Below are 18,941 nucleotides of genomic sequence, written 5' to 3' on the forward strand. Positions count from 1 at the left end.
TGATATAAATAATAGCGGATTGCATATGATGTTCAGCGTATAAAGAAGGGTAACTTTATGTTAAAAATTAATAAGACGCACGCTTTAGTTATCGCCGCTATTGCAGGCTTAACCCTGCACGGCTGTGGCGGCGGCAGCGATACACCTCCTGAAGCGACCAACGCTCGGTTTAGTTTGGCGGTCAGTGATGCTCCAGTCGATAGCGCCGATGAAGTATGGGCCTGCTTCTCTGCAGTCGAACTGGTAGGTAATGCAGCCGGCGAACAAGTGTTCACCATCGGCGAAGATAATAACACTATCGAAGCGAATGATGTCTGTAAGGATAGCAGTGGCGAAGTTATCCCGAACACCCGTGGAATCAATCTTTTGGCCTTTACTGGCTCAGATTCGGAGAGCTTGATTACTGGGGCGGAGGTGCCTGCTGGAAGCTATGGTCAAATTCGCCTCATCATGGCGGATGGTTCATATGTCCTGCAAGGAACGGATGAAGTTCCACTCTCAGTGCCATCAAACGAACTTAAATTCGATGGCGTGACGTTCGATTTAGCTGGGAATAGTAGCTACACGGTTGAGTTTGACTTGCGCAAAGCGCTAACGAACCCCGTCGGTCAAGCAGGCTATTTCTTGAAACCACGCGGCGTACGTTTAGTCGATAACACAGAAATTGGCCACATCGAGGGTAGTGTTGCAGAAGCACTACTGATTACCAATGAATGTACCGTTGCTCCAGAAGACACCTCGACACCTGTTGCGGCGGTGTATCTCTATCCGGGTGTTGATTTAGACAGCACCACGCTTGCCGATTTCGGTGGTACTGAGGCCGTTGAGGCGTATGCAGCGGCGCCAGTGTTATTTGATGGTGCAACTGCGTACACCTTTGAATTGGGTTTTGTCGCTGCTGGTGATTACGTTGCGGCGTGGACTTGTAACACTAGCGATGATCCTGAGGCTGATGATGATATCGTGTTCATCGGCCAACAGAACATTACCGTGAATAGCGGTGGTGAAACGACTCAGGTTGATTTTTCTGAGTAACTTTGTTCATGCAACTCTCCTTTGCAGGGCTCTTCGGAGCCCTTTTTTGTTGAGCTTGGCTAGCCAACGGGCCGAAGATTCCGCATACTAATGCGGTGTATTACATCGTTTAGGACACGTCTTATGAGCAAATTATTTCAGCTTGGTGGATATGTAGGGGCCATGACTTTCTTGGCTGCGTGCAGTGTTTATATTCCACCAGCCGCTGCGGAACTTGCACAAGAGCCATTATGTATTGCCGATCACCCCCACACGATAACTGTTGAGATCGCTGATACCTATGACTCGCGGGCGCGTGGTTTGATGTTTCGCGAGAGCTTAGCAGAGCATGCGGGGATGTTATTTCGCTATCAAGATGATCGTCCGAGCAGCGCCGGGTTTTGGATGTACAATACCTATTTACCACTCGATATCGCTTATATAGGTGCAGATAATCGGATCAAAGCAATTATTGCGATGGATCCTTGCCCGAGTATCGACCCTAAACGTTGCCCCAGCTATCAGCCGGGGGTCAGCTATCGAAGCGCACTTGAAATGAATCAAGGTTATTTCGCTAAATACAACATTGGCATCGGCAGAGAAATTGTCGCATGCCCACAGAACAAGTAGGAGACCAACATGAGAGGAGCAGTATCCTCAGTTATGCTAGCGACGGTGTTGCTTGCGGGGTGCTCTGAGGCAACGCAAAGTGAGAGCACAGTCGACTCGGCCACGGCGACAGTCGCCGCTGATACCTATAGCTTTAATGAGAATTATCGCGACTATCTTGCGACGTTAAGCGCAGATGAGTTCGCCGGGCGCGCACCGGCATCAATCGGTGAAGAACTCACGGTCGCGATGGTCGAAGAAAAATTCAAAGCTTGGGGTCTTAAGCCTTATAACGCTGAGACAGGCAGTTATCAGCAACCCGTGCCGCTGGTCAAAATGATGCCATATAAAGTCAGTGAAATGAGCTTTAGTGCCGCTGACCTTGAACCTTTGGCGTACCGCACGGAAATGATGGCATGGTCGCCACGGGTACAAGAGCGAACTGAGCTGGTTGACAGCGAGTTGGTGTTTGCCGGCTACGGTATTGTTGCGCCAGAGTACGGCTGGAACGATTACGAAGGGTTAGATGTTGCAGGTAAAACCGTCGTTGTTTTAGTCAATGACCCAGGCTACGACAGTCAGGACCCTGAGGTATTCAATGGTAAAGCCATGACTTATTACGGACGCTGGACTTACAAATTTGAAGAAGCCGCCCGCCAAGGCGCAGCTGGCGTATTGGTGATCCATGAAACTGGCCCAGCGGGATATGGCTGGGGCGTTATCGCCGGTGGCTCTCCGGTGCGCTTTGACTTGGCGCGTGAAAACAAAAATATGGATTTAAGCGCGGTGCAAGGTTGGCTTAGCGAAGCCAGTGCCGATAAGTTATTCGCACGGATTGGCTCGAGCTATGCCGAGATGCGGCAACGAGCGCAAGCCGAGGATTTCTCGCCGATATCGTTGGAAACGGGGATTAACCTGAGTGTTGATACCAAATTTGAATATTTGGATTCACCTAACTTAATTGGTTACATCGAAGGCAAGACACACCCCGAAGAACATATTGTGTATATGGCGCATTGGGACCACATGGGAACTGATCCGATTAACCCTGATGATGGCATTTATAATGGCGCACAAGATAATGCCAGCGGTACCGCTGGCGTGCTCGCTTTAGCCGAGTTTTGGGCGAGTCAGCCACAACCTGAGCGCTCAGTGGTGTTTGTGCTTGTCACTGCCGAAGAGCGTGGCTTATTGGGCTCGCAGTGGTATGCCAACCAACCTATGTTACCGCTCAGCAAAGCGGTTGCTGGAATCAATATGGATGTGATGAACGTCTATGGCCCAGTCAATGACATGGTAGTGGTCGGCTATGGTAATTCAGAATTGGAGGATTACCTGGGTAAATACGTTGCAAAGCAAGGACGTTATTTAGCCCCAGAGCCAACCCCAGAAGCAGGCTCTTTCTATCGCTCAGATCACTTTAATCTGGCCAAGAAAGGGGTGCCTATGTTGTACGCAAAAGGGGGCCAAGACCATATTGAATACGGCAAGGAATATGGCCAGCAGCAGCGGGCTGAATATGTCCGTGATGCTTATCACAAACCCGCTGACGAATATGATCCAAACTGGGACCTGCGCGGTGTCCAGCAAGATCTTTGGTTGTATTTCTGGGTTGGCGAAGAACTTGCTAACAGCCGAGATTGGCCACAATGGCGAGACGGTAACGAGTTCAAAGCCATTCGGGACGCTTCGGCGAACGAGCGCCGCTAGTATTACGCCAAGTTATTGGTAGAGTCGTTTTATCAGGCCGTGTGGGGTAAACTACACGGCCTTTTTTATGCGAGTGGTTGGGTAGAGGAAAAGTATGGACCTAGCTGTGCTATTGAGCCCTGCGGAATTGTTTGGGATCAGTGCGTTAATTTTAAATTTTATTGCCTACCGGCAAGAGTCTGCGAATCGTTATCGAGTGGTGTCGGCGCTGGCGTTGGCTGCGTTATCGATTCACTTTGCCATTATCGGTGCACTCGCAGGCTCGATTGTGACCGGGATGGCGGTGATTCGGAACATCATTGCGTTGCGCTGGCAGGGGCCAATTGTATTGTGGGGCTTTGTCCTGCTCAATGTTGTGTTAGCGGCTTATGAATTTAGTATCGGCACTGAATTGCTGCCGTTGCTGGCCGCGTATACTTCGTCGATTATTTTTTCAGTTGGCTCGATTCGCTTGAATGATCCTGAACAAATTCGGCGCTGGTTTATTGTCGCCGAATCACTCGGTTTAGCGTATGCCATTATGGTTGGCAGCATAGAAGGGATTATCTTTAATTTGTTCAATTTAGGCAGCATCATTCTCAAATTGTTACAGAATCGACGCAACCAAACATTGAGTTAAGAGTCATAAGCCATATATCTATGACTATAAGTGAACTAATTTGAGGCCTTATGAGGATTTATATTCAAAGATTACAGCAACAAGTGAAGCCTAACGCGCAAACAGGAAGTACCTTCGCGCGTATTTGGGGTTGGTTGATGTTTATCGCCTTATTGGTGATCGGCGCAATCTTTGGTGCGTTAGTCTTTTTTATCGGGTTATTAATGGCCATTCCGTTACTTTGGCGTAAACGCCGCGAGCTGAAGAGCGTCTGGCAATTCTCGCGCGCGGCCAAACAAGCCCAACAGCGGGCTCAAGCGCAACAGCAATATCGCCAAGATCAGCGCGATGATTCGATCATTGAAGGCGAGTACCGAGTCAAAAAAGACCAAGACTGATGAAACTTAAGCAGGTCGTCATAGCAGGATGTGTCGTTGCGCTGCTGGCGCTAACGGTTTACTTGCTAGAGTCGACTGAAACCTCAACACGACTCCCAGAGCACAAGGTCCGCTTGGAGTTGACCGAGCGCGCCGGTGAGTTTAATCGAACCTTGCCACGCTTACTTGATGAACATACCAAATTTCAATACGCGGAAGCCGACCATTTGGGGATGCGTTTTGTTTACAGCCTGATTCAAGTCGAGCGTTTGAGTCACGATGTTGACGCACTGCGAGAACAAATCGAACCACAAATCAAACAGCAATATTGTCAGAGTGAAGCATTTGAATTTTATCGTAAGCATGTACGCTTCTTTGAAATCGTTTATCGCGACCAAAACGATCAATTCTTATTTACCCTGAGGTTTGACGGCACCAACTGCTCTGATTAGTTACATTCTTTATTACTTTTACACAGCGTTAACGGAGCGATTGAAAAAAATTTTCTAGAATAATCCCATCAGTTTGACCAAGGTAGGCAAAGGTTGATGCGTAAATTGATTATTCTACTTATGCTCGCGGCTGCTGTATTACAGTTCTACCGAGCAAATGGGGCTTCACCGACACAAGGGTTTCCATCACTTCATGAGATAGCCGGCGAACTGGTGCAACCCAAACAACGTAAACGTCCGCTTGAATTTATGTGTGATGGTCGGCGATACTGTTCGCAAATGACAAGCCGAGAAGAAGCGGAAAATTTCCTAGCGTTTTGTCCCGATACCCAGCTTGATGCCAATCAGAACGGGATCCCATGCGAGGATAGTACACGCTTCTAAAACTAGCTGAGACCGTTCAGTTAAGCAGGCTTTCCAGTAGTTCTAAGTGAAGAGTAAGCCTATGTTGAAGTGGTTCGAGCAACGCTTAAATCCATTCCCGCCAGCCGATCTGGCCCAACCGCCCAATAAATTATTCAAATTTTGCTGGTATTACACCCGCGGCGCGTGGCCATTGTTGCTGATTGCGGGTGTATCGACCACTTTGATTGCGCTTACGGAAGTCTGGTTATTTAGTTTTATTGGGCAAATGGTTGATTGGCTCAGCCAGCAATCACGCGAGACCTTTTTACAGCAAGAATTCTGGTCGTTAACAGGCGTTGCTGCGCTGATCCTTATTGGTTTGCCGCTGTTGGTATTAGTTCACAGTCTGGTCACTTATCAAGGCTTACTTGGCAATTATCCGATGCGGATTCGCTGGCGCTTGCACCAGTATTTATTGCGTCAATCACTGAGTTTCTATCAGGATGAATTTGCCGGGCGAATTGCCACTAAATTGATGCAAACTGCACTTGCAGTGCGCGAAGTGGTGATTAAGTTATTCGATGTCTTAAATTATGTTGCGGTTTACTTTCTTGGCACTGTGGTGATTATCGCCAGCACCGATTGGCGTCTTGCTAGCCCGCTAGTGATTTGGTTTGGGTGCTATTTATTACTGCTCCGTTATTTCGTTCCTCGGCTTGGCAAAGTGGCCGCCGCACAGGCGGATGCACGCTCGGTGATGACGGGGCGAATTGTAGACAGTTACACCAATATTCAGACCGTGAAGCTGTTTTCCCATGCCCAGCGTGAGAGCGCTTATGCGCGTGAAGGTATGCAAGGTTTCTTGCTGACTGTGCATCGGCAAATGCGGGTGGTAACTGGGTTATATTTGTCCCTTTATAGTTTGAATGCGCTGTTGTTATTCAGCACTGGCTGGCTCGCGATTCAGCTGTGGTTACAAGAAGCCATTAGCCTTGGCGCTATTGCGGTAGCACTTGGCCTGGTATTGCGCCTGTGGGGGATGAGCCAATGGATTATGTGGGAAGTCTCAGCTTTGTTTGAGAATATCGGTACGGTGCAAGATGGCATGCAAACCATGTCTGTTGCGCAAGCCGTCACCGATGAAACCGATGCGGGCCGATTACAGGTGAGTGCTGGTCGAATTGAGTTTGATCAGGTCAATTTCGCCTACGGCGCGAACACCAGTGTTTTGAATCAGTTGAATTTTACTATCGAACCGGGTGAAAAAATCGGTTTAGTAGGGCGTTCTGGTGCGGGTAAATCGACCTTAGTCAATGTGCTGCTGCGATTTTATGATATTGAAAGCGGCCAAATTCGAATCGATGGCCAAGACATTAGTAAAGTTAGCCAAGATAGCTTGCGCGAACATATTGGTATGGTGACGCAAGATACCTCACTGTTGCACCGTTCAGTCCGAGATAATATCGCCTATGGTCGTCCAGACGCTACCGATGCCGATATTGAGCACGCCATTGAGCGGGCCGAAGCGTCGGATTTCATTGCCAGTTTAGCCGATGCAAAAGGGCGCTGTGGACTCGATGCACACGTTGGTGAGCGTGGGGTGAAATTATCCGGGGGCCAACGCCAACGGATTGCAATTGCGCGAGTCATGTTAAAAGACGCACCGATTTTAATTCTTGATGAAGCCACCTCGGCGCTTGATTCTGAAGTCGAAGCGGCCATTCAGGAAAACCTTTATCGATTGATGGAAGGTAAGACGGTGATCGCAATCGCCCATCGACTCTCAACTATTGCAGCGATGGATCGATTGATCGTGATGGATGAAGGGCGCGTTATTGAGCAAGGAACTCACCAGCAACTGCTCGCTCAGCAAGGCTTATATGCACAGCTTTGGCAACGGCAGTCTGGCGGCTTCATTGCTGACTAAAACTGCTCACCAAAAATGGCGGACTAAAAAAATTGAGCAAAACGGAATAAAACCAGGGCTTGGTTCGTTATAGTTCATATATCTCGTGCAGATAAGGATATGAACTTGACCCATCCACTTGAGCAGTTGAATCAATATAGCGGCGCTGCCATTGCGCTGGCACAGCAATATGCTGGTGATTTCGACGTGGCCGTTGATTTAGTCAATGACACCATGCTCAAGCTGTGCCAAGTTCGGCAAATGCCGGTGGGGCATGAGCTAAAACTCTGGTTTTTAAAAGCGGTTCGTAATTACTGTATCGACCATTATCGTCGCCAACAAACGCAGCAACAGTTTTTGCTCCAAGCCAGCGGCTCAGCGCCGTTAACTGATTTAGATTCGCACACCAACCAGCCGCTAGAAGCACTGATTCAAGCCGACCAAACACGCCATTTTCATCACGCTTTTGCACAGCTAAGTGATGCCCATCGGGAATTACTCGCACTGCGTGAGTTTAATCAATTGTCGTACCGCGAAATTGCCACGATTACGGGGTTACCTGTAGGGTCAGTTATGTCTGGCCTAAGTCGTGCTCGCGAGCATTTGCGGCAGCTCATTTTCGTGCCAGCTGAGCGCGGCTAAGGAGTTTGTTATGTCATTGAAGCAAACCTGTCCAGATACAGAGCAGTTAAGCGCTTATCTTGATGGTGAGTTAACCCAACAGCAAGCACAACAAGTTGAACATCATTTGCAAGACTGTGAATCGTGCCAAGCGCAACTGGCTCAATTAGAGCAACTGAGTGCGGCATTGCAGCACGAGGGGCAACGTTTTAAACAGGTTCAATTCAATGCCTTTGCTGATAGTCATGAACGCAGCGATTGGTTGGTCAAACTCACCTGGCTCTTGCTGTTACTCGGTGGTTTGCCTTTGCTCGGCTATAGCCTTTATTTGCACTGGCAAAGTTTGGCTGAACTGGAGTGGTGGTTGGCTGCTGCACTCGGCTCTTTGTTGGGCGGTTTAATTTTAGCGTTTGTGGTGGTGCTGCGAGAGCGTTTAAGCGCTCGTAAAACTGATAAATTTAGGAAGGTACAACGATGAAAACAATTAAAATTTATACGACCGAAACGGTCGCTGGTTACCAGATCACCGAGTCGCTTGGATTAGTTCGTGGCAATACCATTCGGGCGCGCCATTTAGGCCGCGATATCTTGGCGGTGTTTCGCAATATTGTCGGGGGTGAAATTAACGACTACACCAAGTTAATGGCAGAAAGCCGCGAGCAAGCGCTGGAGCGCTTAATCGAGGATGCGCAAGCATTAGATGCTGATGCGATTGTCGGGGTGCGTTTTTCAACCTCAATGCTAGCGCAGGGCGCTGCCGAGTTATTGGCGTTTGGGACCGCTGTAAAACTGACCAAAAATACGGATTAGATACACGGCGTAAGCGAACTAAATAGTTGCTGTAAACGTATTAGCTGAGTGTTTTTGCAGTTTATGTGTGGAACAGATGGCAACTAAACCCAATTTATCCGCAGCAGATGTCTCGCGCGTCATCGAAATGGCCTGGGAAGACCGCACGCCATTTGAAGCGATTGAGCAACTGTATCAATTGCCCGAAGCCGAGGTAATTAAGCTGATGCGCCGTGAGCTTAAACCCAGCTCGTTCAGACTTTGGCGCGAGCGGGTCTCAGGGCGGGTGACTAAACACGGCAAAATCCGACCCGCAGGGATTACCCGAGCGTATTGCCCGACTCAATATAAACGTTAGGGATTGGTTAGAACGGGGGAAGAGAATTGGTCGGCGTGAGAGGATTTGAACCTCCGACCCCTGACACCCCATGACAGTGCGCTACCAGGCTGCGCTACACGCCGACCGAGGAGGGTATGATACTTTATTCGGCGCCTAGCGCAAGGGGCGGGCGCGGCAAAACAGCCTGTTTGCTCGCTTTTTCGCCAGGCTACTGTTGTTCTTACTATTGTTCTTGCTGTGGTTCTTTGGCGAAGCGCTTCAGTTCCTTCAACGACTCGATGAGAACCGGTGCGGGCACTTCCGGGTTCAGTATCATGGTTTGTTTAACCCGATCCCAGCCCTGCAATTGGGCATTGCTGTCCAAAGCAAAGACCTTATCTTCGGTATAAATCACCACATGGCTCTCCATACTGGCGACAATGGGGTAGCGTTTACTCTCTGGCTCCGCAAGATCGACACCGGTCGCCCAGTTCTTGCTTTCATCAGCACAGGTCATGTAACGACTCACTATAGTCGGCATAATATCCGTTAATTGCGCCATCACTTGCGGCTTAATGGTGGTCGCTGCATTGGTCAGTAACGTGACGCTATTACGACTTACCTGATACGGGAAGCTCACAGCCTCATCCACCGGCATAACTGGAGTAAGACCAATGATCATGATTTCGTCATTACGCGTAAGCGCCTGTCGAATCGATCGTAGCAACGCAGGACTGATGGTGCTTGCCAGTTCAATGGTAACGTCTCGCGCACTCACAGGGTTCGAGGTGGTGCTGAGTTGCTCGAGCCAAGCTTGCGTTGCTGGAGCAAGCTCAAGAGGGTGATATTGGCGGATACTAAAGCCCACCTGATAACTATTTAGTTGGGCTAAATAAGCAGGCATTTGCATGCCGTTTTCAGCCGCTGCAAAGGCATTACTGTATAGGCTAGGTAGTGCATAAACCAGTTCAAATAAAGCACTATCGAGTGTGGTTTGGCCAAGCACCGGGCGATCATAACGCATGAGTTCCGGGAACAAGGTGAGCAGTTGTTTGGTTTGCTCTGCGTCGAGTTGTGGTAACGCAATCAGATGGCTATTGCTGGAATTCGATTCCGCTGCGCAGAGCAGTTGCATCTGTGGGTAACTTAAATCAATTGCTTTCACATCACGAAGCAGGCGTCCGGTCGTTTGCGCTTGCTGATTATCAAGCAAGCCATGTTTATTCATCAGGGTCTTGGCGGTGGTTGGATAGGAGACTGGGAACAGGTCGTCCTGCTTAGTGATCGGCGTATAGAAATTCGCATCCGCCCAGATATGGATTGAGTGACTCGCCAAGAAGCAGGTAACGAAGACCAGTGCCGAGTAGCTGCCAAGTTTGCGCCCACGAAGTCGTTCGAGCCGTTTGTAGGTGAGGTTGGCGATCACCAACTGTAACACCAACAGCACCACAAAACTCACTAATAGACCCAATACCAGGACGAAGCTCGCCCCGGCAAAGACGGATTCCGCATCGCTAGCAAGTCGTGATAGCGAGTAAGTATTCAGATGATAGCCATACTGGCGAAAGAAGATCGCATCAGCAATAAGAGCGATAAGACCTATGCTTGCAACAAGTGTGGCAATACCCCGCAAAACGCGCGAATAGGGGATCAGAATACAAAACGGAAAAATAAAAATGATAAAAACAATAAACGGCAAAAAGGCAAAGTGGCCAAGCCAGCTTAAGAATAAATACAAATCGCCTAGGGCGCTGCCAGTCGCCTCTGCAGCCTCGACATAGAGCAAGCCAATCGCTAGGGCGAGGAGAATATTAACAAAGGTAAACCAATGCCCCCAACTAATCAGTCGGGCTATTTTATCGCGCTGTTGTTTGCGTTGCTTGCTCATTGGTTGTTGACCTTATCGGTTATTTATCCAAAGACTGTAACAGCACTTTACCGAATTGTTCAGCGATCTGGTAGCTATCCTGTTGTTTAGGTAATTGCTTGATAACGTTGGTTACGGCATTTCCGAGCGTCATTAAGGCGAGGTCAGCAGGGGTTTGATCACTGACAAACACATCCATGAGTTGATCCAGTAGTTTTTGTTGGCGGTCGATATCGTATTTTGGTTGGATAGGCATAGTTTTATCTCGGAGCATGATAGAATACCGGCAGTTTATCACAGGCATTGAGTAAGGACAGTCACTGACTATGCAGGTTGAAATAAAACAAAGCATTATTCACCAATTTTACGCCAACGATGGCCAAATCGGGCTGAGATTAGCGCCAGATGTGTTGGCGATCGATAGTGAAGTTGAGCTTTTATTAAATGAATTGACCGAAGTTTTTCAAGCGAAGCCGAGCAAAGGCTATGCCCGTTTCATTACCGCTGAAGATAGCGATGCGGAACAGTTAAGTGAGTTCCCGCCAACGCTATTAAACTGGCATCAGCAACAGACTGACTTTAATGCGTTTGCTAAACAAGCCGCACAAATGCTGCTGAGCCAGTTTCAGCATTACGGAATTGTAGAGCCTGGCTTTTTACTCTTGTCACATTATATTGAACGGGGCTGTCAGCAACTGGTGGTCGCCTACTTACCGAGTCGAGATGGCGTAACAGTTGCCCCCGATCTCACCGTTGATCGCTCCTCACAACTCGATTTAGCCAAGCTGCAACTGGCCGCCATTATCAATCTTACTGAGTGGCAAGAAGAGCCTGATAACACCACCTACATCACTTTTATCAAAGGTCGGGTGGGGCGCAAAGTCTCCGACTTCTTTTTAGACTTTATGGGCTGCGCTGAAGGCCTAGATGCCAAGAAGCAGTCACAACAGCTTGTCCAGAGCCTGCAACAATATGTGCACGAAGAGGGTTTAGATGCTGATGTTGCGAAACAAGTGCGACAGAAAGCGTATGAATTGTGCCAAGACAATTGGCAGCAGAATAATCCGGTAAGTGTCAGCGATTTTTCTGCTAAATTGCAGGAAGATATTCCAACGGAACGCACCTTCGAAGCATTTAATGCTGCACAAGAGATACCTATTGCAGAGTCCTTTCCAGTTGATCGCACAAGTTTACGTAAGTTGGTCAAGTTTCAAGGCCAAGGCGGTGGGCTCAGCATTGGCTTTGATCAAGAGTTATTAGGGGCGCGGGTCGAATATGATGTTGAGCATGATCGTTTAACTATACATGGCACGCCACCTAACTTGCGTGATCAATTACGCCGTTATTTCGGTATTGATAGCTAGTAGATGATATAAAAAACGCCGGCATGGGCCGGCGTTTTTAATGGGCAGGGTGCAAGGTTATTTTTGCACCGGAATAATGTTGGTTGCGTGGAGACCTTTCGGGCCTTCTTCGAGCTGAAACTCGACATCTTGGCCTGCTTTTAAGGTGCGATACCCATCCATTTCGATGGTTGAGTAGTGCGCAAAAATGTCTCCCTCGCGGTCTTCAGCTTCAATAAAGCCGAAGCCCTTTGAGTTGTTGAACCATTTCACTTTACCGGTTGCCATACTTCTACTTCCTTTGTTCTGCTTGTTATATCGTTATTATGATTGGCGTTTATAGTTATTGTCGCACTTGAAATGTGCGCTTGTTAACGCCATGTTTCACTTTAGGTAAGTTTTAATCAGTGTCAAGTCAAAATTTGCGCAAAATATCGCCAAATTGGTGGAGTAGAAAAATTTGCACACGAATCGTGGGCTTTTTCGTTCAATTCGGTCTATACATTAAGTAAGGCGTTGATATGAGTAATGAACAACATCAATCACATGATGAAGTTTCCCAACGCGAACGGCTGAGTATCAAGCCGCCATCAATGTATAAAGTCATTTTAAATAATGACGATTACACGCCGATGGACTTTGTGATTGAGGTTTTAATGAAGTTTTTCAGAATGGATCAAGAGCGGGCAACCGAAACCATGTTGACCATTCACTATAAAGGGCGGGCCGTGTGCGGAATATTCTCTGCAGATGTTGCCGAAACCAAAGTCACGCAAGTGAATCAATATGCACGCCAGCACGAACACCCGTTGCTCGCGTCAGTCGAGAAAGCGTAGTAGAGCAAGAGAGGTCGCTATATGCTCAATAAAACACTCGAGGTAAGCTTAAACGACGCCTATAAATTGGCGCGTGACTACCGGCATGAATTGATGACGGTCGAGCACTTATTGGTCGCGCTGCTCGATAACCCAGAAGCGAGCCAAGCCTTGCGCGCCTGCGGTCTTGATTTTGATAGTTTACGGAGCGAGTTACTCAGCTATATTGAGCGCAGTACGCCGGGTTATGATCACACAGTGACAGATATTGAAACCCAGCCCACACTTGGCTTTCAACGTGTATTACAACGTGCGGTATTTCATGTGCAGTCGTCCGGTAATAGTGAAGTCACCGGCGCCAATGTTCTGGTTGCGATCTTTTCTGAACAAGAATCACACGCGGTTTATCTGCTGAACAAGCATGAGATCACACGGCTTGATATTGTGCATTACCTTTCGCATGGCTCGGCAAGCCTTGATGATCACTCTGAACTAGGCGACAAAACCGAGCAGCAAACAGAAGAGGGGACGGAAGCCGAGTCACAGAAGTTCTTGCAGCGCTTTTGCACCAATTTAAATGAGCAAGCCTCGCTGGGTAAAATTGACCCTCTCATTGGTCGTGACAGCGAACTAGAGCGCTGTATTCAAGTGCTTTGTCGACGCCGCAAGAACAACCCTTTGCTGGTTGGCGAGGCGGGTGTTGGAAAAACAGCAATTGCAGAAGGCCTAGCATTTCGGATTAATGAAGGTGATGTGCCAGAGGTTATGCTCAACACCACAATTTATTCTCTTGATTTAGGTGGTTTACTTGCCGGGACTAAGTATCGAGGCGATTTTGAGAAGCGCTTCAAGCAGTTGCTAAAAGAGCTCACTGAGCAGCGCCATGCCATTTTATTCATTGATGAAATTCATACCATTATAGGTGCTGGTGCGGCCAGTGGAGGGGTGCTCGACGCCTCAAACTTGCTCAAGCCGTTGCTATCCAATGGCCAATTAAAATGTATCGGCTCGACCACCTACAATGAGTACAAGAATATTTTTGAAAAAGACCGCGCTTTGGTGCGGCGTTTTCAAAAAATTGATGTGGTTGAACCTTCGGTCGAAGATACGACCCGTATTCTCGAAGGCTTGCGCGAGCGCTACCAGGCACACCACGGGATTCGTTACACGCAACCAGCCTTGCGCGCCGCGGCTGAATTATCAGCGCGATACATCAACGAGCGTCACCTGCCGGATAAAGCCATTGATGTCATGGACGAGGCAGGTGCACGGCAACGGTTACTGGCCCCTTCGAAGCGCAAGAAAACAATAGGGGTGAGTGATATCGAGCAGGTGGTCGCGAAAATGGCGCGGATCCCCGAGCAATCAGTGTCACGCTCAGACCAACAAACCTTACGCCAACTTGATCGTAACTTGAAGTTGGTGGTGTTCGGTCAGGATCAAGCCATTGACTCGCTCACCGCAGCAATTCGACTTGCTCGCTCAGGCTTAGCGGATGAGGGCAAGCCGATTGGCTCATTCTTGTTTGCCGGGCCAACAGGCGTGGGGAAAACCGAAGTCACGCAGCAATTGGCTAAAGCACTTGGGATTGAACTGATTCGTTTTGATATGTCGGAATATATGGAACGGCATGCAGTAAGTCGCTTAATCGGTGCACCGCCAGGCTATGTGGGCTATGAGCAGGGTGGCTTGTTAACAGATGCAGTAATTAAACATCCGCATGCAGTGGTGTTATTGGATGAAATTGAAAAAGCGCATCCTGATCTTTTTAATATTCTGCTGCAAGTCATGGATCACGGTTCATTAACGGATAATAACGGTCGTAAAGCCGATTTCCGCAACATCATCCTGGTGATGACGACCAACGCGGGGGCACGCGAAACAGAGCGGCCATCGATTGGCTTTGCGCAACAGGATCATGCTCCTGATGCCATGAAAGAAATTAATCGGATGTTCTCTCCAGAGTTTCGTAACCGGCTTGACCAGGTGGTGTGGTTTAACCATCTTGATCAAACCATTATCGAGCAGGTCGTGGATAAATTTATTTGCGAGTTACAAGCTCAGCTTGATCAGAAGAATGTCAGTTTAGAGCTTTCTCCTGCGGCATATAAGTGGCTTGCTGAGAAGGGCTATGATCGTGCGATGGGCGCGCGGCCGATGAGTCGGGTGATTCAAGAGCATTTGAAAAAGCCGCTGGCAAACGAAATCCTGTTTGGCAAGTTAAGCCAAGGCGGCCATGTGAAAGTAGCCGTCAAGGGTGGAGCGCTTGCGCTTGAAATAAACGAGTCGGCGAAAGATCTGGCGTAATGATTTAAAGCATAAAACTAAAAAGCCCGCTTGCTGCGGGCTTTTTTGAACACAAATGGCAATTTTAACGGGCGCGAAACACGATACGACCTTTGCTTAAATCGTAAGGCGTTAATTGCACGGTCACCGTATCGCCGGTCAAAATACGAATGTAGTGTTTACGCATTTTTCCAGAGATATGTGCAGTCACAACGTGACCGTTTTCAAGTTCTACCCGAAACATGGTATTTGGCAAGGTTTCTAACACCGTACCTTGCATTTCAATACTGTCTTCTTTTGCCATTCAATTCCTCGGTTTGATCTGTGACGACGAAAAAGTGGCCTGAATTCTAGCGGTTTTCACGCTTAAATGCCAATACTTAGCGTTTTTAACTGCCAAAAAGCTCGTAATGATTCTGATTCAGCTGTGTTGAGATGCTCTAAGAAGCTATTTCGTGGCATTTCGATTGCGCCTAAACGGGCTAAATGGGGGTTCATAATTTGCCCGTCAAGCAAGCGTCCACCGGCCTTAAAAAATTGCACTGCGAACTGTTGTAATAACAATTTTGAGGCGTTTGTTTCGAGGTGAAACATACTTTCCGCAGAAAAGCAGCTCGCCACCCGGACACCGTACATTCCTGCAACTAATTGCTGCTGCTCGTTCCAGAGTTCCACTGAGCAGGCGCGCTGTTGTTGGTACAGACGGGTATAGGCCAAGACCATTTCCGGGTGAATCCAGACGCCTTGGTGCCGATGAATTTTACGGCAAAGGTCGACGACACGCGGAAAAGCCTGATTAAGTGTCAGTCGATAGTGCTGACACTTAACGGTATGGCGGCGCATGCTGCGGCTAATGTGCAGACTATCTGGGGTAAACACCGCACGCGGGTCGGGGCTCCACCAAAGGATTGGCTCGCCGGCTTGATACCAGGGGAAAATACCATTTTGATAGGCCTCAAATAGGCGTTGTGGCTGCAGATCGCCACCTATTGCAAGGAGACCGTTGGGATCGTTTAAAGCACAATCAGGCGCCGGAAAACCATCTTCCACGGCGCCTAATTGAGTGAGCTGCATGAAGTTATTTTTGCAGGGCGTCGAGGTATTTCTCGGCGTCCAAAGCGGCCATACAACCGGTGCCAGCTGAGGTAATGGCTTGGCGATACGTGTGATCCATTACATCACCCGCAGCGAACACGCCCGGTACACTTGTTGCTGTTGCATTACCATTGAGACCAGACTGGACAATGATGTAGCCATCTTTCATTTCTAATTGGTCTTGGAAAATACCAGTATTTGGTTGGTGACCAATCGCGATAAAGCAGCCCATCACTTCGATCTCGCTGAGGCTATCGTCCTGGGTATCGCGGACTCTTACCCCAGTTACGCCCATGTCATCGCCCAAGACTTCATCGAGGGTCTTGTTCAAGTGCAGTGTGACATTGCCGTTTTCAGCCTTGTCCATTAACCGATCGACGAGGATTTTCTCAGCACGGAAGGTATCGCGACGGTGAATCACGTGCACTTCGCTGGCAATATTGGCCAGATAAAGCGCTTCTTCAACTGCCGTATTACCGCCACCCACGACACACACCTTTTGATTGCGATAGAAGAAACCGTCACAGGTTGCACAGGCCGAAACCCCTTTACCCATGAACGCCTGCTCTGAAGGTAAACCAAGATATTTGGCTGATGCTCCAGTTGCGATGATGACCGCATCGGCTGTGTATTCACCGCTATCACCGAATAAACGAAGCGGCTTGGCAGAGAAATCGACACGATTGATATGGTCGAAAATAATCTCAGTATTAAACTTCTCTGCGTGTTGTTGCATCCGCACCATCAGGTCAGGGCCGGTTAATCCTTCAGGGTCGCCGGGCCAGTTTTCAACTTCGGTGGTGGTGGTCAACTGACCGCCTTGTTGCATACCCGTTACCAAAACTGGCTTCAAGTTCGCCCGCGCAGCGTAAACAGCCGCGGTATAACCGGCAGGGCCAGATCCGAGAATGAGTAAACCACAATGCTTGGCATCAGCCATAATTCTTGTACTCCGTATTGGTCTTAATTGTTCTACCGTTGCAGCTCATGAGTTTAAAGGCTTGCGCGCCGCAAAACAACTTAGCTTTGGATCGCCGACAACGGGTCAAGATAATCCAAACCGAGTGTTGCACCGAGGTCATCATGCACTGCTTTATAGGTAATTTTACCTTTGTGCATATTAAGGCCATTGAGCAAGTGTGGATCATTTTGCAATGCTGCCAACCCCTTATTCGCAAGTGCTAGACCAAATGGTAAGGTTGCGTTGTTCAAAGCCATGGTCGAGGTGCGCGCAACGCCACCTGGCATATTGGCGACACAATAATGGATGACATCGTCGACTACATAAGTTGGATCTTGATGGGTGGTCGCTTTTGACGTTTCAAAACAGCCGCCTTGGTCGATTGCGACGTCGACTAATACTGAGCCCGGCTTCATATTACGAATGTGCTCACGGGTTAATAGCTTCGGTGCCGCTGCCCCTGGAATAAGCACTGCACCGACGACCAAATCCGCTTCGCGTGATAGGCGGTCGATGGCATCTTCGGTCGAATACAGAGTCTTAACGCGACCACCGAATAAATCATCGAGCTGACGCAAACGCGGCAGTGAGCGATCAAGGATGGTCACATCCGCACCAAGACCAACCGCCATTTTGGCCGCTTGAGTGCCAACCACACCGCCACCAATGATTAAGACTTTACCTGGCTCTACGCCCGGTACACCCCCAAGTAAGGTGCCACTGCCACCGCGAACTTTTTCGAGGTTGTGGGCGCCGGCTTGGATTGACATACGGCCAGCTACTTCACTCATCGGCGCCAGTAGCGGTAAACCGCCATTGCGATCCGTGACCGTCTCATAGGCAATCGCCGTTACGCCAGACTCAGCTAATAAGCGCGTTTGAGTCGGGTCTGGAGCTAAATGTAAGTAGGTATAAAGAATTTGTCCTTCACGTAATTGCTTACATTCGTCGGGTTGTGGCTCTTTAACTTTTACAATCATGTCGGCCCGCGCAAAGATTTCCGCTGGATCATCGACAATTTCTGCACCCGCGGCAATGTAGTCTTCATTGGTGAAGCCAATTGCAGCGCCGCCGTCAGTTTGAACGATCACACTGTGACCATGTGCAACATACTCACGCACAGCAGCAGGGGTCAGACCAATGCGATACTCGTGATTTTTAATTTCCTTTGGCACACCGATTAACATAACTAAGCTCCGAACCGTTTCTCGTTAGAAAATATGCTGCGCATTATAGTGGAACATAAATTGTGTTTCTCACTTAATTCGATTTGCTTTATAGTTAAATGTATCGCATTTCTGCATTACCGTAGGGGAAAACATTGTTTTTAGGTTCAGCAAGCGAAAAAGTCACTATTGACAGGTTAGATAGGAAGATAATTCAGCGCTTACAACAAGACGGTCGCATTGCTAATGTCGCTTTAGCACGGGCGGTGGGGCTTAGCCCCACGGCTTGCGCAGAGCGGGTTAAGCGGCTCGAAAAAGCCGGCGTCATTATCGGCTATCAAGCGCGTATCGATCCGAATAAAATTGGCCCAAACTTGCTGGTGTTTGTCGAAATCACCTTAAGCCGAAAATCATCTGACGTATTCGCTGAATTTGGCGATGCTGTGCGGAAAACCCCAGAAATTCTTGAATGCCACTTAGTCGCCGGAGATTTCGATTTTTTGCTGAAAGCTCGAGTCGGCGATATGCCCTCGTATCGAAAGTTACTTGGCGAGACGATTTTGATGATGCCAGGGGTGAATGAATCACGCACTTATGTGGTGATGGAGCAAATTAAGCAAGAGACTCGAGTGCAGCTTTAAAGCACACTTGTTAAAGTGATGATAAAG

General features: G+C 48.6%; 23 protein-coding genes and 1 tRNA gene. 16 read left to right on the plus strand and 8 right to left on the minus strand.

The window, feature by feature from the left end:
* The first annotated feature begins 57 nt into the window (after positions 1 to 57).
* From CWI83_RS01955 to CWI83_RS02010, 12 genes are all read left to right on the plus strand, one after another.
* On the plus strand, positions 58 to 1,035 hold the full coding sequence (locus CWI83_RS01955) for a DUF4382 domain-containing protein (RefSeq protein WP_126824977.1): 978 nt from the start codon (positions 58 to 60) through the stop codon (positions 1,033 to 1,035).
* A 123-nt stretch (positions 1,036 to 1,158) separates the two neighbouring features.
* The gene (locus CWI83_RS01960; protein ID WP_157980351.1) at positions 1,159 to 1,644 is read left to right on the plus strand and encodes a DUF192 domain-containing protein; all 486 of its coding nucleotides are present in this window, start codon (positions 1,159 to 1,161) and stop codon (positions 1,642 to 1,644) included.
* A gap of 9 nt (positions 1,645 to 1,653) precedes the next feature.
* A complete protein-coding gene (locus CWI83_RS01965; protein WP_126824981.1) occupies positions 1,654 to 3,333 on the plus strand; it encodes a M28 family metallopeptidase in 1,680 nt (559 codons plus the stop codon).
* Positions 3,334 to 3,427: 94 nt separating this feature from the next.
* Positions 3,428 to 3,952 carry a YgjV family protein gene (locus tag CWI83_RS01970; protein ID WP_126824984.1) on the plus strand — a complete coding sequence of 175 codons (525 nt, stop codon included), beginning with the start codon at positions 3,428 to 3,430 and terminating at the stop codon, positions 3,950 to 3,952.
* A gap of 50 nt (positions 3,953 to 4,002) precedes the next feature.
* The gene (locus tag CWI83_RS01975) at positions 4,003 to 4,329 is read left to right on the plus strand and encodes a hypothetical protein (protein ID WP_126824987.1); all 327 of its coding nucleotides are present in this window, start codon (positions 4,003 to 4,005) and stop codon (positions 4,327 to 4,329) included.
* Positions 4,329 to 4,760, plus strand: a complete 432-nt coding sequence (locus tag CWI83_RS01980) for a hypothetical protein (RefSeq protein ID WP_126824989.1) — start codon at positions 4,329 to 4,331, stop codon at positions 4,758 to 4,760. The genes CWI83_RS01975 and CWI83_RS01980 overlap by 1 nt, the downstream gene beginning before the upstream one ends.
* Before the next feature lie 96 nt (positions 4,761 to 4,856).
* Positions 4,857 to 5,144 (plus strand): excalibur calcium-binding domain-containing protein, encoded by a 288-nt coding sequence (locus CWI83_RS01985; RefSeq protein ID WP_126824992.1) that lies wholly within the window; start codon positions 4,857 to 4,859, stop codon positions 5,142 to 5,144.
* Between the two features lie 61 nt (positions 5,145 to 5,205).
* Positions 5,206 to 7,032: an ABC transporter ATP-binding protein gene (locus tag CWI83_RS01990; RefSeq protein WP_126824995.1), complete on the plus strand. Its 1,827-nt coding sequence runs from the start codon at positions 5,206 to 5,208 to the stop codon at positions 7,030 to 7,032.
* A gap of 99 nt (positions 7,033 to 7,131) precedes the next feature.
* Positions 7,132 to 7,653 (plus strand): RNA polymerase sigma factor, encoded by a 522-nt coding sequence (locus CWI83_RS01995; protein ID WP_126824998.1) that lies wholly within the window; start codon positions 7,132 to 7,134, stop codon positions 7,651 to 7,653.
* A gap of 10 nt (positions 7,654 to 7,663) precedes the next feature.
* A complete protein-coding gene (locus CWI83_RS02000; protein WP_126825000.1) occupies positions 7,664 to 8,110 on the plus strand; it encodes an anti-sigma factor family protein in 447 nt (148 codons plus the stop codon).
* Entirely contained in the window at positions 8,107 to 8,442 is a 336-nt protein-coding gene (locus tag CWI83_RS02005) for a YbjQ family protein (protein WP_126825003.1), read from the plus strand. The genes CWI83_RS02000 and CWI83_RS02005 overlap by 4 nt, the downstream gene beginning before the upstream one ends.
* 76 nt (positions 8,443 to 8,518) lie before the next feature.
* Positions 8,519 to 8,779, plus strand: a complete 261-nt coding sequence (locus tag CWI83_RS02010; protein ID WP_126825006.1) for a TIGR03643 family protein — start codon at positions 8,519 to 8,521, stop codon at positions 8,777 to 8,779.
* A gap of 27 nt (positions 8,780 to 8,806) precedes the next feature.
* On the opposite strand, the gene CWI83_RS02015 is transcribed toward CWI83_RS02010, so the two are convergent.
* The 3 genes from CWI83_RS02015 to CWI83_RS02025 all read right to left on the minus strand — a co-directional run bounded on the left by CWI83_RS02015 (position 8,807) and on the right by CWI83_RS02025 (position 10,863).
* Positions 8,807 to 8,883 (minus strand) — tRNA-Pro (locus CWI83_RS02015).
* A 101-nt stretch (positions 8,884 to 8,984) separates the two neighbouring features.
* A complete protein-coding gene (locus tag CWI83_RS02020) occupies positions 8,985 to 10,628 on the minus strand; it encodes a DUF3413 domain-containing protein (RefSeq protein ID WP_126825009.1) in 1,644 nt (547 codons plus the stop codon).
* Positions 10,629 to 10,647: 19 nt separating this feature from the next.
* The gene (locus CWI83_RS02025; protein ID WP_126825011.1) at positions 10,648 to 10,863 is read right to left on the minus strand and encodes a DUF1414 domain-containing protein; all 216 of its coding nucleotides are present in this window, start codon (positions 10,861 to 10,863) and stop codon (positions 10,648 to 10,650) included.
* Positions 10,864 to 10,933: 70 nt separating this feature from the next.
* Here CWI83_RS02025 and yejK point away from each other — a divergent pair, with 70 nt between their 5' ends.
* Positions 10,934 to 11,971: a nucleoid-associated protein YejK gene (gene yejK, locus CWI83_RS02030; RefSeq protein ID WP_126825015.1), complete on the plus strand. Its 1,038-nt coding sequence runs from the start codon at positions 10,934 to 10,936 to the stop codon at positions 11,969 to 11,971.
* A gap of 57 nt (positions 11,972 to 12,028) precedes the next feature.
* Here the strand turns inward: yejK and cspD are convergent, their stop codons facing one another.
* A complete protein-coding gene (cspD, locus tag CWI83_RS02035; protein ID WP_126825019.1) occupies positions 12,029 to 12,238 on the minus strand; it encodes a cold shock domain-containing protein CspD in 210 nt (69 codons plus the stop codon).
* Between the two features lie 233 nt (positions 12,239 to 12,471).
* Here cspD and clpS point away from each other — a divergent pair, with 233 nt between their 5' ends.
* Both clpS and clpA read left to right on the plus strand, forming a co-directional pair.
* Positions 12,472 to 12,786 (plus strand): ATP-dependent Clp protease adapter ClpS, encoded by a 315-nt coding sequence (gene clpS / locus CWI83_RS02040; RefSeq protein WP_126825022.1) that lies wholly within the window; start codon positions 12,472 to 12,474, stop codon positions 12,784 to 12,786.
* A gap of 21 nt (positions 12,787 to 12,807) precedes the next feature.
* Positions 12,808 to 15,072 (plus strand): ATP-dependent Clp protease ATP-binding subunit ClpA, encoded by a 2,265-nt coding sequence (gene clpA / locus CWI83_RS02045; RefSeq protein WP_126825024.1) that lies wholly within the window; start codon positions 12,808 to 12,810, stop codon positions 15,070 to 15,072.
* Between the two features lie 64 nt (positions 15,073 to 15,136).
* On the opposite strand, the gene infA is transcribed toward clpA, so the two are convergent.
* The 4 genes from infA to ald form a co-directional block, all read right to left on the minus strand.
* Positions 15,137 to 15,355, minus strand: coding sequence for a translation initiation factor IF-1 (infA, locus tag CWI83_RS02050; RefSeq protein ID WP_105306291.1), 219 nt, complete (start codon positions 15,353 to 15,355; stop codon positions 15,137 to 15,139).
* A gap of 62 nt (positions 15,356 to 15,417) precedes the next feature.
* Complete coding sequence (gene aat, locus CWI83_RS02055) at positions 15,418 to 16,125, minus strand: leucyl/phenylalanyl-tRNA--protein transferase (RefSeq protein ID WP_126825027.1); 708 nt, start codon at positions 16,123 to 16,125, stop codon at positions 15,418 to 15,420.
* A 4-nt stretch (positions 16,126 to 16,129) separates the two neighbouring features.
* The gene (gene trxB / locus CWI83_RS02060) at positions 16,130 to 17,086 is read right to left on the minus strand and encodes a thioredoxin-disulfide reductase (RefSeq protein WP_126825030.1); all 957 of its coding nucleotides are present in this window, start codon (positions 17,084 to 17,086) and stop codon (positions 16,130 to 16,132) included.
* An 80-nt stretch (positions 17,087 to 17,166) separates the two neighbouring features.
* Positions 17,167 to 18,294: an alanine dehydrogenase gene (gene ald, locus CWI83_RS02065; RefSeq protein WP_126825033.1), complete on the minus strand. Its 1,128-nt coding sequence runs from the start codon at positions 18,292 to 18,294 to the stop codon at positions 17,167 to 17,169.
* Positions 18,295 to 18,428: 134 nt separating this feature from the next.
* Here ald and CWI83_RS02070 point away from each other — a divergent pair, with 134 nt between their 5' ends.
* On the plus strand, positions 18,429 to 18,914 hold the full coding sequence (locus CWI83_RS02070) for an Lrp/AsnC ligand binding domain-containing protein (RefSeq protein WP_126825036.1): 486 nt from the start codon (positions 18,429 to 18,431) through the stop codon (positions 18,912 to 18,914).
* Positions 18,915 to 18,941: the final 27 nt, after the last annotated feature.

The sequence above is a fragment of the Pseudidiomarina taiwanensis genome (genome assembly GCF_003987435.1).
Classification (GTDB): Bacteria; Pseudomonadota; Gammaproteobacteria; order Enterobacterales; family Alteromonadaceae; genus Pseudidiomarina; species Pseudidiomarina taiwanensis.